Source organism: Photobacterium sp. GB-50 (genome assembly GCF_003026755.1).
Taxonomy (GTDB): domain Bacteria; phylum Pseudomonadota; class Gammaproteobacteria; order Enterobacterales; family Vibrionaceae; genus Photobacterium.
Genome location: NZ_PYNX01000001.1, coordinates 247,551 through 264,775 on the forward strand (window position 1 = coordinate 247,551; position 17,225 = coordinate 264,775).

Below are 17,225 nucleotides of genomic sequence, written 5' to 3' on the forward strand. Positions count from 1 at the left end.
TGAAACAAACACTCGACACACTTTTCCACAATAAATAATAAAACGCAGGGGCCAAGGATGAAGCCAGTAATGTATGTAGTTGTTGAAAACGTTATCTGGAAAATAACAACGGAAGGTGAATGGGTACAAGTTCCGCCATCGGAGATCATTGATAATTCAGTACCTTTCATTGCAGAGCAAGCACAAGTTAACGACATCATAAAAACTCAAAATAATGAAGACGATGTTGTTAACTTGACGCAATCTGATTCGGCACCTCGTCACACACAAAACGCCTCAGAATCTAATATCAGTTCAAGTGATGGTATTTCTTTTATTACCCGTATTAAACCTACGCTTGCTGAAACCTTGCCTGAAGCGGGATTTACTACCCGTCCAACAACTTCCCAAGAGAGAAACGAACGAGATGAAATTGGCGATACCATTTTGTCACTTCGTAACTCTGCCGCTTTAACAGTCACAATTGTTGACGGTGGTGATGGTTATGAGAACCGCTTTGAAGTGCCGACGGTCGATCTCTTTGGTGACGCTATTGATGTTGAAAATGGCCGTATTGTGGTTGTGACTATCACGGATATTAATGGCAAAGTGTTCACAACAAATGCGGTCGTTAAAGATCAAAAATGGTTTATTAACGATCAAGACTTAAGTGAACTCGCTGAAGGTCCACTTGATGTTTATGCTTCTGTCACTGATTACTATGGCAATTTTGTTGACGCCACAGATAACACCATCAAAGACACCTTAGCTGAAGTTACCGCTGAATTTGATGGCAAGGGTGATAATTATCTCAACCAATTTGAAATCGTTGTTAGTGATTTATTAGGCGATATCACCTTTGTAGAAAATAACCAACCCGTTACGATTACCGTCACCGATAGCCAAGGTAAAACCATCACCTTTGAAACAACTAACACTGATGGTACTTGGAACATTAACGATACAGATCTATCTTCCCTCGCCGAAGGTGAACTCACAGTAGTTGCAGACACGGTCGATATTGCAGGTAATCCAGCCTCTGCCACCAGCACTATTATCAAAGATACCCTTGCAGATATCACCGCAGCCTTTGATAGCGATAACGATGGCGTTGCTAATGATTATCTCAATAGCGAAACAGTAAAAAATACCCATCTTTTTGGTAGTGTTAATCACGTAGAAAATGGTCAAACCGTTACCATTACCGTTTCAGGACAAGGCAGTAATAATTTAACGTTTACCACCACTGTAACCAATGGTAGTTGGAATATTGCTAATGTCGATCTTAGTGATTTTAATGATGGCGAAATCACTATCACCGCAGAAACCATGGATATCGCAGGTAACCCAGCGGTATCGAGCAATACAATCATTAAAGATATCACGCCACCAACTATCGATATTGATACCAGCAATTACGATTTGGGCGGATTGAATATCACCGCACTCAAGCTTGGTTATGTCGAGTTTTTAGAAGGTACAACAACAGGCACTGAGGCGGGTGATAAGATCGAAGTCACTTTCAGTGATGGCACTGAAACCGTTATCTTAACCACCACTGTAGATAGTGCGGGAAATTGGCGTATTGAAGATTTCGATCTTAGCCAACTCAATGTACAAAAAACATGGGAAATGTCAGCAACCGTTACCGATATAGCAGGTAATACTGCGACTGATGATATGCCGACATTAAGACATCCTGATTCTTCAGTTTTTTATGAGACGACATTAGATTATCAAGGTTCAGAAACTGCAACGGCTTCTATCAATATCGAGTTTGCTGAGTTTACTTTTAATGCCAATCAAGCATTACTAGAAAAGTTAACCTCTAACGGTAACCCGATTACGGTTACCATCTCACCGGATGGGCTCACACTCACTGCGGTAAGCAACGGCGTCACCGTTTTAACGGCAACGATTCAAACCGTCTCTCAAGACATTAAAATTACGTTATTTGAACCTATTGATACTAAATTTGGTTTCAATAGCACTCAATCAGCGATCTTGATTGATGGTGTCCAAACCGATAGCGATGGCACAACAGAAACGGTTGTTGCGCCCGCGTTAATTTATATCCGAGATTCAGAACCTACGATTCTTGATGACTATAGCAATGTGATTGAAGGCAATATTACCTCTGGCAATGTGCTCAACAATGATAGTGATCTTGATTCCCCTCTCTCTGTTGTTCGTGTCACGATTAACGGTGAAACCAAAGATCTAACAGGTTCTTCTGTAACGTTTGATCTTCCTGAAGGTCAACTGACCATGAAAGAAAATGGTCATTGGATTTTTACCGCCAATCGTAATCTCGACCATAGTGCGGGTGATATTGACCTCGTGATTAGTTACATTGCAGGTGATAACGATAATGACAACGGAAGTGCGGATCTCACCATCACAATTAAAGATGGCGAAGCAAATACCATCATCAATAACAATGATAGTAACGTTGAAGGACTGATTTCTAATCCTACAGATACCTTTACGGGTGACTTTACCATTAAAGCAGGATCAGATAACCCCGATCCTAATAGCATCACTTTTAACGCCCAAACTATTGCTACTTTAAGTGCTTTAAATCTAACGTCAGGTACTTCCGTTAAATACCTTGAATACACACTAAGTAGTGATGGAAAAACCATTACAGCAACTTCTGGCGGAGAAACCATCTTCACCTTAACTCTAACTGGTGCTGCCAATAGTGATGATGTAACAGGTACAGTAACCTTGGCTCAACATCGTCCGTTAAATCACACCAATGCCAGTGATGTAATCAAATTACCACTACTGGTTGATGCTACCGATCTTGATGGTACGAAAACCCCAACAGGACAATTTGATTGGTATATCCAAGACGGCGCAGATCCTGAATTAATCGTAAAACAAGAACTGGCATTTGATGAAGCCAACCTATCTTCAAGTCAGCCAATATCCAAAACAGGCACTATGGACGTGGTTGTTGGTAGTGATGGCTTAGATGGCACTCTTACCCAAAGCCCATTATTTTTTGATCAAACACAGCTACCATCAGGATTAACCAGCGGCGGCGATATCATTACTTACACCGTTACTGGTACAGGTCAAATGATTGAAGCATCGGTCAATGGTGAAAAAGTTTTTGATATTGCCATTACACAAAAACCTGATGCTGAAGGTAACTCGACGGTTGAGTACACTTTCAACCTGTATAAATCTATCGACCAAACAGATCCAAATGGCATTGAAACCATTACCATTCCAGTCTTTATTCGCGATAACGATGGCGACGTTAACCAAGCCAATATCACTGTAACGATTGCCGATGGTGACACGCCAGTCATTACTAATACCACATTAGAAATTACCGAAAACCCAATTGCTGTAGCACCCGATGCGCCACCAGCAGGCACGACAGAAACAGCAAGCTCAACAATTTCTGTTACCGCAGGGCAAGATCCGATTGTTGATTTACAACTAGCTCTAACAGGCGCAGTTCAAACCAGTGATGGTGATGCGATCACTCATAACGGTGAAGCACTGACGTGGCAGTTTGATGGTAACAATACCTATGATGCGGTTTTAGCTAACGGTACGGTGATCTTTTCCATCAACCTTTCCGACATTGGCACTATCGCTGCAGGTGGCAGTGCAGATGCAACCATTACCATTGTGCTGAATGACTTTATCGATCACCTCAATGGTAAAGATACCAAGCTTGATATCACCCTTCCCGTTCAAGCTACTGATAGTGATGGCAGTGTTGGAACATCCAACGTAACGGTCACAATTTGGGATGGTTTGAAGCCAGAAATCATCGTTAATGGCAGCTTAAATGTCCAAGAAAATGATTTATTAGATGATGGTGTAGACAGTGATGCCTCTGATGTAGCAACACCAACACTGAGCTTTAATACAGGCAGTGATAGTGTGGTATCCGTGACCTTAGACACCGCCTTATTTAATGGTAAAAACTACACCAGCGCAGGCGATAACATCACGCTTGGCGCACCTAATGCTGATGGTTGGTATATCGCAACAGCCGCGGGTAAAGAAATATTCCAAATTAAAGTTAACCTTGATGGTACGGTGGAGTTTGATCTCTTTGCCTCTATTGATCATCCAGATGCCACATCACAAGATACGCTTAACCTTGAGTTTGGTGCCATTCTGACTGACAGCGATGGCGACACCTCGCCTGCCACTATCTTTGATGTGAATGTCTTAGATGATGTTCCAAAAGCCGGTACTGACAGTACATTGTCTTTAGTTGAAGGACAAAGCCAAACCTTACAACTATTAACCGATGAGATCACTGGGGCTGACGGCGGTGAAATTGTTAGCTTCATTTACAACAAAACCACTTACACTGTTGATGGTAATCCGATTGATTTAATCAATACTACGATCTCGCCGTCGAAAAAGTACGGTACCATGGTCGTTAATGCTGACGGTACGGTTGAAATAACAACTGTCTCAACGTCTGAATTTAGTGGACGGATCCTCGATACACTAAAATATACAGTTAAAGATGGCGATGGTGATACCGCGAATCGAACCGCAACAATGGCATTGGGTGATAACCCAGGTCATATCAACGTTGAACTGATGGAAGTATTGGAAGACACGTTGACAGCCCCGTTAACAATCAAAGTCTTCCCAGGCGATAATGACCAAAATGAAACCCTTACCAGTATCACTATTAGTGAAAGCTCATTGGCAGGTGGACAACTTTATTTGAATGGCACGTTACTCACGGCAGTCGGCGGCGTCATCACGATTACCGATTTTATTAAAAACGGTAATTTCTACTCTCCTAACGGTGAACTCACCTATCAACCAGCCCCTGATGTTGCAATTAATCAGCAACGTATGGTGAACCTTGAAGTCACAGCAACCATTTCAAAAGATTCAGGCATTACATCCTTAGATAAGAAGTTACCTATAAAAGTATATCCAAATGCTGATGCGCCTGTATGGGACGCCCCTGAAACTGAATACACAGGCGTTGAAGATGATAACGGCAGCATTAAACTAGACCTTGCTGCCAATCTTACCGATACCGATGATTCCGAAAAATTAACATATCGAATTTCAGGTATTCCAGATGGCATTACATTAAAACTCAATGGCAATGTCGTTAAAGACGGTGATGTATTAAATCAAAATCAACTGAATAAAATCACTATCGTTTCAGATAAAAACCTTGCAGGTAAATTTGAATTTACCGTAACCGCTATAGCGACCGAAAAAGGTAATCAGTTCATTGATAAAAATGAGCATCAAACCGAAGAAACACCACACCAAGTTATTATTAACATCAAGCCAGACGCTGATACACCGACCCTATCGGTGAAAAACATTAAAGGTATTGAAGATCAACCGATTAACTTAAGCCAAGTATTAGTCGGTAAGCTTACCGATACCGATGGTTCTGAAAGTTTAAGCTATCAAATCAAAGTGCAAGATGGTTGGTCTATTCAAGGCGGTGGTGCTATTGAGCAACCAGTAGGATCAGGTATTTATATTGTCAGCGCTGAAGGTATTGAAAACGGTACAGCCCTACTTTATCCAAAAGAAGATATCAGCTCATGGACAGAAACGCTGACCATTGAAGTCACGGCGGTATCGACCGAAACCTCCGTTGATGGACTTGATCCCATTAATATCACTGCGGTTAGTGATACCAAAACCATTACTATTGATTTAAAAGGTGTGATTGATCGCCCTGATGTTGTAGATGGCGGTAATGGTCATTGGGAGTACGTTACAGAAAGCCCAAGCACTGGAAATTCCACGGGCTTTAAAGGCACAATCAAAGGTACATCCGGCTTTAACGAAGATAGTCCATTGCCTTTAGATTTCATGATCACCACCAGTGATGATGATAAATCGGAACAGATCACTATTATGATCACCAACCTTCCTGACGGGGTAATGTTTGTTGATAGTAACGGTGATCCGATCACACTAGAAATCGTAGGTGAAAATGCATCGAATGGCGTGATCTACCAGATCAGCAACGATCAGCTTAAAACCACCTTCTTAAAAACACCGAAAGACTTCAGTGGGCAACTTAATTTTGATGTTAACGTGATTTCAACTGAGCCTGATGGTGACAGCGGCGAATTCAATTACCAAGTAGAAATTGATGTGCTTCCTGTCGTTGATGAAAAAGATGGCGCTATCCTTGAAACAACAACGCTTGAGGATAAATCAGCAAGCTTCTTAAGTGAGCCCATGATTAATCAAGATATCGATCACAGTGAAAGTTTAACCGGTTATAAGATCACTGGATTACCTTCAGGCTTAACACTCTTTATTGATGGTATTGCCGTATCTGTACCTACTGGTGGATTAGATCTTGCTGGCTACAAAACCAGTGGCGAATCGTGGACTGACTTCATTAACAGCGGTCGTGTTACTGTGCTTGCTGATGAAGATTTAAGTGGTTTATTCAATATTTCAATTAGCTATGAAGTCACTGACACCTCACCTACAGGACAAACGGCGACAAAAGACATTAATGCAACCATTCAACTTGATGTGAATGGTATTGTTGAAGGCGATACCCGTTTAGAATCAACATCAGAAGTGCTCACCAGTACCGATGGAAGCCCTATCGATTTAACCAACGCGGTTCACTTTTTTGATGAAGATCTCGATGGCTCAGAGTACCTTGATTACATCATCATCGTCGTACCAAATAGTATTAACTTAATCGTTGAACACCCAAATGGTGCGTCCATTGACGGCAGTGGTAACTGGATTATTCCCGCAACGGGATTAACCAGTGACACAGTAAAAGAATCGATGAAAGATATCTTGGCAGGTGCAACCATTAGCTCTAGCTTTGATACTGACATTATCGATCTACGTGTTGTAGCCCACGTTATTGATGACGAACATTCACGCTATATTGAAGCTCCTCTTCAAGTCCAAATTACAGGTCACAGCGGCGGTGGTTCTTGTCTTCCAATTGACGATCCAGATAGCATTCAAGGTGACGATGCCATTATTGCCAAAGAAGGTGAAGATATTGATTTATCAGGGTTGCTGGATGGCAACATTGACGACAACCCTGAAATAGAAATATCGTTTTTCATTGATATCAAAGATCTACCTCTAGGTGTTGAAATTGAAGGCGATGGTGTTATTCCTGAATACAATGCTGTTGGTGAAATTCTTGGCTATACCATTACACCAAGCGGCTTAGAAAATATGGTCTTTGTTGGACTCGATGAAGATTGGGCTGGCTGTATTAATATTCCGATTGAGATCACTCAAACGTCCACCTGTAACGGTCAATCGTCCAAAACAACGCAGAATATTAAGATTGAAGTTATCCCTGTTGTCGATGATATCATTGTCAATGCAGGACAAACCACGATTCAGGAAGATACCGAATCTGCTATCAACTTAGAATTAATCTTAGGTGATAATATTTTCGCGGGGCAAACCATCAGCGGTGAAGGTGAATCAGCCACAGGTAAAGAAACCATTAACTGGTTGAAAATTACTTTACCTGCCGGGGCAGAACTCAACGGCGATCCCGCCATTTTACAAGACAACGGCGATAACACATGGACAATTAAAGACCCAACCCGTTTAGGTGAATTAACCTTAACACCACCACTTAACTTCAGCGGTGAGTTAATCATTAATGTTGCAGCCAACATTACTGATGAAGCTGATTGCCCAACCCAAACCGATACCCAAACCAAAACGGCATCAGTGGTCATCAATGTTGCACCAGTAACTGATTTTGCTGAAATGCCCGATAAAATCGAAGTTCTCGGTGACGAAGATAGCTACATTAATATCACAGGCATAGACGCAATTTTATTTGATAACGATGGTTCAGAAACACTATCTCTGAATATTTCAGGGCTACCTGAAGGTGCTGTATTGTTCTATTCACCCGATGGCGGAAATACATTCGTCCAGTTACCTAACAGTGGTCAATCATGGAGTATCAGTGCCAGCCAAATGGACGGGGTTTATATACGTCCACCGCTAGATTTTAGTGGCGATATGAAACTCAAACTAGAAGCCATCACCAACGAAATTGGCACCAATGATATTAAAACCTCGACCACTGATTTAGTCGTAGGCGTTAAACCTATTGGCGATGATGTTCAGTTCTTTGATGTCCCAGAAAGTCTTGCTGGAACTGAAGGTGATAGTTTCACTATTCCAGTGAATCTAGAAAGCTATGAAACAAACAGTGATGAAGCATTACGACTCACAGTAACGATCAGTGCGAATGATCCTGCTCAGTTACAAGGGTTAGATAAAATCGTTATTGGCGGACAAGAAGTTACCTTTGGGCAAAAAGGAAATAATTGGTTTGCTACCGTCGTCGTTAATGCCAATACATTGGATGAATTCACACTTTATCCTGGTGATGCTTATGGCGACATGACGATCACATTAGCTGCCAATACTGTTGATACCAATATCGTATTAGGCACTGAGTACACTCATGAAGGTGTTATCGCTACCGAAGAGATCAAATTAACCATTGATGCGCTACCTGATGAGCCTGAATTAACGGCGCAATACAACAGTATTATTGCTGAAACAGATTCAGCGATCGCCTTAAATCTTGATCTCATGATGCAAAATCCAGCACCTAATGAAAAAGGCAGCATTATGATCACAGGCTTCCCAAGTGATTACACTTTCTCTGCTGGAAAAGAAAATAATGGTGGTTGGGAAGTCGAACTTGCTGATATTGCCAGCCTCACCATGACAGGCAACAGCGCACAAGATTTCACTTTATCTATTGAGCCAAGTGCCAGCATCGGCAACCAAACTGCAACGGGCACAGCGCAAACCATCGATTTCAAAGTCGCAGTATCGGGTGATAATACCCTAGTAGGTACAGCCAATGACGATTTGATTATCGGCGGTAAAGGTAACGATATAATGTCAGGTGATAACGGTAATGACAGTTTCGTCTTTAAATCTGATGATCTTGGTTCAATCTCTGCACCAGCACAAGATACTATTTTAGATTTTGATACCACAATTAATACCGACAACATTGACTTAAGCGCTATTTTATCAAATGTCACTGATGGTATTTCAGCCGATAACTATATTGATATTACTGAAAATAACGGTTCCGTCACATTACATGTTAAAGACAATGGTACAGATGTTACACAAGAGATAACTTTAGACAATGTAAGTAAAGATGCGCTTTATGGCGCAGATACGAGCTCTGCAACGGAAGCAGAGGTTCTACAAAAAATGATAGATGATAATAATCTAATTACTGGCTAGGGATGGTATGAGTAGTAAAAATCCGCCGTTAGATAATGACATCTGGCTCGCCTCTATTTTGTGGCTATGCCAGCATTACAGCATTCGCTGTCATCGTCTAAAAGTCACCTCAGGTTTACCCTTAATAGAGGGTAAACTTGACGATTCTCTGTTTGAACGTGCAGCCAACCAAGCTCAGTTGGACGTTGGCTTACACCCGAAAAAAAAGCTAATCACAGCAAGCTTACCAGCCGTAGGGATAACTGATGCTGGCGAGCCAATCATTATTAGTGAGCACGTTGATGGTGTATTTAAAATCGTCCAGTTTAAAACTAATGATGATCATACCCCAACTCCCGTTGTATCTCAGCAATCAAGCGATGAGCTAACACATCTGCTCAGCGGCGATGTCTGGCAAGTTTCGCCGATCCAAGTTGCTGACCCCCGCGTGGATGATATTAAACCTAAGCCGAAAAAACATTGGTTACTTGCAGCGATTTCAGAGGTAAAACCTTGGTATCGTGATCTGCTTATTGCCTCTATTTTTATCAACCTACTCGCTCTTGTCGTGCCGTTGTTTACCATGAACGTCTACGATCGCGTGGTACCCAACCAAGCCTTTAATACCTTATGGGTGTTGGCGGCAGGGGTATCAATTGCGTTGATATTTGATTGGTTATTACGTGAAGCACGAAGCGCTATCACCGATATGGCTGGGCATCATATTGATACCAAACTATCGGCAATTTTAATGCAAAAAGTCTTGGGGATGAAACTTGAACATCGCCCCCAATCAGCCGCTGCATTTGCGCGTCAAATTCAAGATTTTGACAGTGTGCGAGAGTTTTTCACGTCAGTCACTTTAGTTACCTTGGTGGATTTACCTTTCACCTTGTTCTTCCTTGCATTAATTGGTTGGCTTGGCGGACCTATGATGTTTGTTCCTATCGCTGTTATGGCGGTGCTATTGCTCCTAAGCACCGTTATGAAAGGAAAAATTGGTCAAACATTGGATGAATCCGCTCGCTTATCGACCCAGAAACAAACCCAACTATTAGATAGCTTATATAATCTGTCTGATATCAAACAAAACAATGCTGAAGGCATCATCCAACGCCGTTGGGAGCAAACCGTCTCTGCACTCTCTGATTGGCATATAAAATCACGAAAATACACCAATGTTGTTTCTCATTCGGTAATGAGTAGTCAGCAAATCGTAACCATAGGTTTAATTATCATTGGTGTTTATCGTATTTCAGAAGGCTTGCTTAGCATGGGTGGCTTGATTGCTATTGTTATGCTGAGCGGTCGAGCCGCGAGTTCAATCAACCAGTTATCGATGTTAATGCTGCGCTATCAGCAAAGCTGCTCTGCTATTACAGGGCTGGATCAAGTGATGGTATTACCGCAGGAAAGTAATGAGCATCAGGTCATGGATCGCGGTGAGTTTAACGGTAATGTTCAGTTAGATGATGCGAACTTTGCCTATCCTGAGCAGCAATTCAATGCCCTCAGTAATATAAAATTAGCGATCCGCCAAGGTGAGCGTGTTGGTATTATTGGCGCCGCAGGCTCTGGTAAATCGACCCTATTAGCCCTACTTTCTTATCAATATCGTCCAAGTTCAGGACAATTGTATTTTGAAGGTATTGATGCTCAGTTATGGCCACCCGCCGCCCTTCGTAACAACATCGGTTGGGTTGGACAGCAGCCAGCTCTTATTTACGGCACTATTTATGAAAATATTCTATTTGGCTGTGATGAAGTCGATGAAAAGCGCCTAAGTCATGCCATAACCACGTCGGGCTTAAATAGCTTTATGGATCGCCTTGCCAACGGATTAGAAACCCAAGTCGGTGAAAATGGCCGTAATTTATCAGGCGGTCAACGCCAAGCAGTAGCACTGGCTCGCGCACTGTATCGCTCACCTAGCCTATTGTTGATGGATGAGCCAACTAGCGCTTTAGATCAACAAGCAGAAGAACGTTTTCGTCAAGCCCTGCATAAATTACCGCGTGATATCACCATGGTAATTAGCTCTCACCGCCAGTCTATTTTGGCACAATGTGATCGCATTATTGTGCTAGAGCGTGGGCAAATAGTGGCAGATGGTGATGCAAAAACCATTCTTGCTAAACAAAAACCACAACGTCCAGTTAGCCGTGTTCGATCCGTCAGTATTGTTCAAGGAGGCGGTAATGAGCAGTAATTTAAAATGGGCAAATCAAAAACACGCCTATCGTTCTCGTAAAATCGTTTGGCTTTGTTCACTACTAGTTATCTCTATTATCACTTGGGCTGCTTATTCCAAATTGGAAGAAGTGGTCGTGGGTGATGGCAAAGTTGTACCGACCCTCGCCATTCAAAAAATTCAGAGTTTAGAAGGCGGTATTATTGAACAAGTCTTAGTTAAAGCAGGCGAACAGGTAAAGAAAGGTCAGCCTTTAATTATTTTAGATGACACCCGTTTCCGTACCGCTTTCCAAGAATCTGATGAGCATTACCGTACTTTACAAGCGCAAATCAAACGCCTGAAAGCCGAATTAGACACAGTAAAAGTCAATACCAAGGAAAAAGATTGGAAAAAACAAATCACTATTTCCCATCAAGCTATCGCTTTTGATGATTTAAGTAAGCGTGCCCAGCTTAATGCTAAAGCCAATTACAACGAACGTATTGGACAAATTGAGTCACAACTTGAAGAAGCACAGCTTACGATTGAACAGCAAACTGAAGCGTTACGTGATGCGAAAAGTAATACATCCACACTTTATAGCAGTCTTCGTTTAGTCAATAAAGAAGCCAAAATGCTCGAAGGGGCGGTAAAACGAGGCGCTGTTGCGGAAGTAGAATTGATCCAAACACGTCGCGATCAGGTCAAATTACGCGGCGAAATTGCCAGTTCAAAAGTTGCACAACAAAAAACGTCAGCAGCATTACGTGAAGCTATTGTGATGCGCCGCAATCTTGCGTTGGAATTTAGAACCTCAGTCCAAGCACAACTCAATGAATTGACCAATCAATTTGCCCAATTAGAAGATAGTCAAGAAGGGTTAGCCGATCAGTTAAAACGAACTGAAATCACCGCCCCAATGGATGGCACTATTAAAGATATTTTAGTGCGCTCATTAGGCGGTGTTGTAAAACCCGGTGAACCCATCATGGAGTTAGTGCCTAATGACAGTAAGTTAATCGTTGAAGCACGAATTTCGCCGCAAGATATTGCTTTTGTACAAACAGGATTAGAAGCCACCATTAAATTTACAGCCTATGATTTTGTGGTTTACGGTGGACGTAAAGGCACGGTGACATATGTCAGTGCTGATGCCCTACAAACAGAAGACGGTACCGCTTATTACCGCGCCCATATTCAGCTCCATGATGATCCCGAAACACGTTTGCAAGCCATTCCTGGCATGCAAGCTATGGTGGATATCTTAACGGGAGAAAAAACCGTTTTGAGCTACTGGTTAAAGCCGTTATTACGCGCCAAAGCAAGTGCATTAAGAGAGCCATAACATTTAGCTAATTAGTCATGCCGTTTTACACAAAACGGCATACAGAATAAGAGATAAAGGAAAAGGAATGCGTTTATCATCATTAATAGCAGCTGCGCTATTTTCATCAAGTGCTGCGCACGCGCTCTCTTTAGAAGAGTCTGTTGCCTCAGCCATTGATTACAGCCCACAAATTGCGGGGCAATATGCCCGTTTTCAATCAGTACTTCGTGAAGTCGATGGCGCACAGGCTGATTACTTGCCACAAGTAAATCTATACGCTGCTGCGGGTTATGAAGAAACCCGTTACAACAGTGGCAATAAAATCCCAAAAGACGATCGCGGCATGAACCGAACTGAAATTGGTTTCAAAGCCTCGCAGTTAATCTTTGATGGCTTTAAAACCTCAGCCAATACTGATCGTCTGAGCTATGAAGCAGAATCTGAGCGGTTAACCTTGTTATCTGATGCAGAAGATATCTCATTAGATACCACACGTTTATACATGGAAGTACTGAAAGCCAAAACCATTCATGAATTAACCCAACGTAACGTTCGTGAACATGAAGCGATTTACCAAGATATTCTGGATAAAAACTCAAAAGGTTTAAGCAGTAATTCTGACTTGGCCCAAATCGCAGCACGTGTTGCGACGGCGCGCTCATCACTCATTGCCGCCGAAAATAACCTCTACGATCTCGATGCCCAATTTATGCGTTTAGTTGGAAAACCGGCAACGGGTTTAGTCGATCCTGTGGTCGATACTGCCCTGCTGCCTAGCAGCAAAGAAATTGCTATTAAACAAGGTATTAAGCAGCATCCTGAAATTCAAGCCGCCATGGCTGATATTCAAGCGGCACGTGAAGAAATTCGCCGTGAAAAAGGCAATTACTTCCCTGAATTTAAGCTAGAAGTACACGCAAATGCCAACGACAACGTGGGGAACACACTGGGTCCGGATCAAGATGCCCGTGTCATGCTAACCATGAATTACGACATCTATAACGGCGGAAAAACCAATGCTGATACAGAAGCCTCTGCATGGCGTCATGAAGAAGCACGTACTATCCGTTTGCGTGCAGAACGTGAAGTGGTTGAAGGAACAACCCTAGCGTGGAATGCCTACAACATGTTAGAGCAACAGAAGAAATTGTTAAAACAGAACGTTGATGCAGCAAAAGCCGCTGAAATGGGTTATGAAGAACAATTTCGTTTAGGCCGTCGTAGCTTACTTGACGTACTTGATGCAAAAGTAGAAGTGTTCCTTGCCCGCAAGAACTACATTAATACCGAATATGACCACACCTTAGCGGCATATCGCATTCTTAATGCTATGGGTAAATTGACCTATGCGTTACGTGTTGAATACCCAGAACAATGGCAGGCGAAGGAGCAATAATCATGAAAAAATCACTACTTTCTCTCATTTTATTGCCTTTGCTTTTAACTGGCTGTGCAGATATGCCTGATACTCAAGTCACTCGCCATCAGATTGATGATCTTCGCGATCATGATAAAGATGGCGTGATCAATCAACGGGATATGTGTGCCGATACGCCTGCTGGTACGCAAGTTGATATTACTGGCTGTGCACCTTGGGAAGTGAAGCCAAAATACGACATCCAGACAGTTTACTTTAACTTTGATGACGACCATATTCGCTTAGATCAAAATGAAACCTTCACTCAACTTTTTGATTTATTAAAGCAAAAGCCACAGGCAAAGGTCATCCTTGTGGGTGATACTAGCCCTGAAGGTACAAACGAATACAACAAAGCATTAGCGCAACGTCGTACAGGTGTGATTAAAGATGCATTGATTGAAAATGGTATTGCACCTGAGCGCATCTCAGAGCAAGAGTTTACGCAGGTGACCGAATTAACCAAGCACCTAAAGAAACGTGAGCGACGCACCATTGCTGTTATAACCAGCAACCAAATGGAGCCTGTAAAAAAATGGACAATTTACAGCTCTGAGCAATCAGCGCAACATGCATCAACAGCACAGTGAGGGAATACTCGTGAATAAATCAACTTTAACTTACATGTTACCACTGGCGCTGTTTGCTTCTTCTGCTTATGCCGATAGCAGTAAAACCATTGCGGTTGAAAATGAACTCAATACCGTTGTCAACGAGCTAATTTCAACAGCTACGTTGAACAATCATTTACTCACCGAACAAAGCAATGATATTCAAAAAGTCATGATTGAAGATGGGGTAAAAATTGGTATTAGCTCTCGTCGTTGGTTAGATAGCGAAGTCGCCGTTTTTAAAGATAAATACGGTTATAAACCAACCGAGCTGTACTTTACATCCGATGCCATCGCCATTTTGGTTAATGAAGATAATCCAATTAAGTCTATTTCAATCAATGCACTGGCTGATATTTTTGGCTGCCAATCATCATTAAAATCAATTCAATGGCAGACAGTAAGTCCTGTACTTGCCAACAATACTGAACTGGCACAAGTACACGCTTATTCAGTCAATGGTGATTTATCAGCACACCGTAATTTCACCAAGATGATCACCTGCTACGATGGCCAAAAAACGGCAACTAAATCGTTAAACAGCCGTAAAGATTTAATCGATACTATTGAATCAAAAGAAAACGCCATTGGTTACACCGTATATCAAAGCCAAGATAAAGATATTAAACGTATTGATATTATTGATAAAAATGGTGAGCGTTTTGGTCTAGATCATGAAACAATTTTATCAGGCCGCTATCCACTTGCTAACGTTTATTACATGTATCTGAATTTAGAGCCAACAAATAGCTCTCTATCGCCGCAGCAAGCAGCCTTTGTCAATTACGTAATGACACCAGAAGCGCAACAGACACTGACTGACAACGGCTTTATCAATTTACCAGCAGCGGCAATTACGCGTAACAAAGTCGTATTAAAGCAGCAGCAACCTGAAATTCAGGGCGGTTATAAATAATTTAACAATTGTTTTAAAACAGCCATGAATTGGTATCTATCGCTATCAAAGCAACAGGGGCGTAAAGTTAAACTTTACGCCCCTGTTTTTTATACTATCGCGTATTTTTAATCATACCGCATTCGGTACACGGAACATGCGGCGACACATTTCTAAAAACTGACCATAAACAATCCCCAACGCACCAGAAACCACGATATTACTGGTTACAGCAGTGACAATTTGATCAAAGTTCGCCCCTACAACTAATAATATGCAAGCATAGATCGGTGATTGAAATAACACATAAGCCACCATATCAGAGAAGCCCTTCATCCAACGTTTTGTTGAAAAGCGCATACCTGTTCGGATCATGTAATCTCTAAACATGCCATAAGGCCAAGCAATCGCAATATTAACAGGGATAGATAATGTTCGTGATGCTAACGACTGCTCAAACGACATACCTGAAATAAAGATCTCAATCATCATGCCAGCGGCAAAGCTAAACACAACCATCGCAAAAGTATCTGCTGCGGCATTTCTATACTTTAAAGGAAACTTAATCACAGACATGGCTATCTCTTACCAAACAATAAACTAATTAAAACACTGCTTAGAGTGACCTTCACTGCCTTTAAATTTATAAGCAGTTTATTTGCGTATTAAAACAGAGTTTAACTAAAATAAGACACCATATTTTAATGTTATTTTCATTCTGGTAACTAACTTTCAATATAAAAATAGTGTTTTAAACTGCCTTTATTCAAACTAGCCAGTGTAATCATTTATTTATATAGAGATTAACTATGCTGCGCCCTTTCTCACCTTCATACAGATAATAAAAAATCCGAACACTCATAATAAGTGCTCGGATTTATAGATATTCTTTTCTCAAATTATCCAGTTAGTGATTGACGACTAACTGTGCTTCATTTTCACCGTTAGGTAATTGGATGGTTAATGCAATCACAAAAGAGACAATCAATAATGCGAACATCAAGTAGAACGTTGCAATAAAGCCACCAAAAACGGATGCGACAATTGAACCAATCAAGCTACCAACACCGAAGCCTAGGTAAATAACAATGCACATACAGCCACTAAACAGATCGTCAACGCAATCGCTATTACCTTAGTACGTGCGATTTTATCTGTCAGAATACCAAGTACAAACGTCCACAGATGTTGGACAATAAATATTAATCAAATAACGGTGAATACCAGCAATCATCCATCAACTTTCACTCCCATATAGGTATTTAACACTGCAAAAAGGAGCAGTAAAAGAGACATAATGATAGTTTAAAAGGTCGACAATGTTGTTTTTTAACAATCGACTGAAAGTGCGGGGTTTGTGTTAATCAAAAAAGTGCCATTAATAGTAAAGCAGCACGTTCAAATACTGCTACCAACATCATTAATTGGTCGTTATACACAAGTAACCGACTAATAAGGATATAAACGCAATTATACGAAATATAATTTTAGTCATTGGTTATGAAACAAAAGTTTGCAAAAACGGGTCATAGTTATCGTCACGGGTAATTTATTGATTAAATAATTAAAATCGC

The 17,225-nt window shown here is 41.5% G+C and carries 7 protein-coding genes and 1 pseudogene; 6 read left to right on the forward strand and 2 right to left on the reverse strand.

Features of this window, described 5'->3' with window-relative positions; genetic code table 11:
• Positions 1-57: 57 nt before the first annotated feature.
• From C9J41_RS01030 to C9J41_RS01055, 6 genes are all read left to right on the forward strand, one after another.
• A complete protein-coding gene (locus C9J41_RS01030) occupies positions 58-9,249 on the forward strand; it encodes a type I secretion C-terminal target domain-containing protein (protein WP_233220375.1) in 9,192 nt (3,063 codons plus the stop codon).
• 7 nt (positions 9,250-9,256) lie between these two features.
• Complete coding sequence (locus C9J41_RS01035) at positions 9,257-11,437, forward strand: type I secretion system permease/ATPase (RefSeq protein WP_107294109.1); 2,181 nt, start codon at positions 9,257-9,259, stop codon at positions 11,435-11,437.
• Positions 11,427-12,746 carry an HlyD family type I secretion periplasmic adaptor subunit gene (locus C9J41_RS01040; protein WP_107205643.1) on the forward strand — a complete coding sequence of 440 codons (1,320 nt, stop codon included), beginning with the start codon at positions 11,427-11,429 and terminating at the stop codon, positions 12,744-12,746. The genes C9J41_RS01035 and C9J41_RS01040 overlap by 11 nt, the downstream gene beginning before the upstream one ends.
• A gap of 67 nt (positions 12,747-12,813) precedes the next feature.
• A complete protein-coding gene (locus tag C9J41_RS01045; protein WP_107205642.1) occupies positions 12,814-14,124 on the forward strand; it encodes a TolC family outer membrane protein in 1,311 nt (436 codons plus the stop codon).
• 2 nt (positions 14,125-14,126) lie between these two features.
• Positions 14,127-14,735: an OmpA family protein gene (locus C9J41_RS01050; protein WP_107205641.1), complete on the forward strand. Its 609-nt coding sequence runs from the start codon at positions 14,127-14,129 to the stop codon at positions 14,733-14,735.
• 10 nt (positions 14,736-14,745) lie between these two features.
• The gene (locus tag C9J41_RS01055) at positions 14,746-15,672 is read left to right on the forward strand and encodes a PstS family phosphate ABC transporter substrate-binding protein (protein WP_107205640.1); all 927 of its coding nucleotides are present in this window, start codon (positions 14,746-14,748) and stop codon (positions 15,670-15,672) included.
• A 111-nt stretch (positions 15,673-15,783) separates the two neighbouring features.
• Here C9J41_RS01055 and C9J41_RS01060 read toward each other — a convergent pair whose 3' ends face one another.
• Positions 15,784-16,227 carry an L-alanine exporter AlaE gene (locus tag C9J41_RS01060; protein WP_107205639.1) on the reverse strand — a complete coding sequence of 148 codons (444 nt, stop codon included), beginning with the start codon at positions 16,225-16,227 and terminating at the stop codon, positions 15,784-15,786.
• A 331-nt stretch (positions 16,228-16,558) separates the two neighbouring features.
• Positions 16,559-16,824: pseudogene (locus C9J41_RS01065) on the reverse strand (oxalate/formate antiport family MFS transporter); the annotation flags it as partial.
• Between the last annotated feature and the right edge of the window lie 401 nt (positions 16,825-17,225).

What these genes read in the sequence shown, in the direction of transcription:
- C9J41_RS01050 (WP_107205641.1), top strand. Translation starts at nt 14,127, where the DNA reads ATGAAAAAATCACTACTTTCTCTCATTTTATTGCCTTTGCTTTTAACT.
- C9J41_RS01045 (WP_107205642.1), top strand. Translation starts at nt 12,814, where the DNA reads ATGCGTTTATCATCATTAATAGCAGCTGCGCTATTTTCATCAAGTGCT.
- C9J41_RS01040 (WP_107205643.1), top strand. Translation starts at nt 11,427, where the DNA reads ATGAGCAGTAATTTAAAATGGGCAAATCAAAAACACGCCTATCGTTCT.
- C9J41_RS01035 (WP_107294109.1), top strand. Translation starts at nt 9,257, where the DNA reads ATGAGTAGTAAAAATCCGCCGTTAGATAATGACATCTGGCTCGCCTCT.
- C9J41_RS01030 (WP_233220375.1), top strand. Translation starts at nt 58, where the DNA reads ATGAAGCCAGTAATGTATGTAGTTGTTGAAAACGTTATCTGGAAAATA.
- C9J41_RS01060 (WP_107205639.1), bottom strand. Translation starts at nt 16,227, where the DNA reads ATGTCTGTGATTAAGTTTCCTTTAAAGTATAGAAATGCCGCAGCAGAT.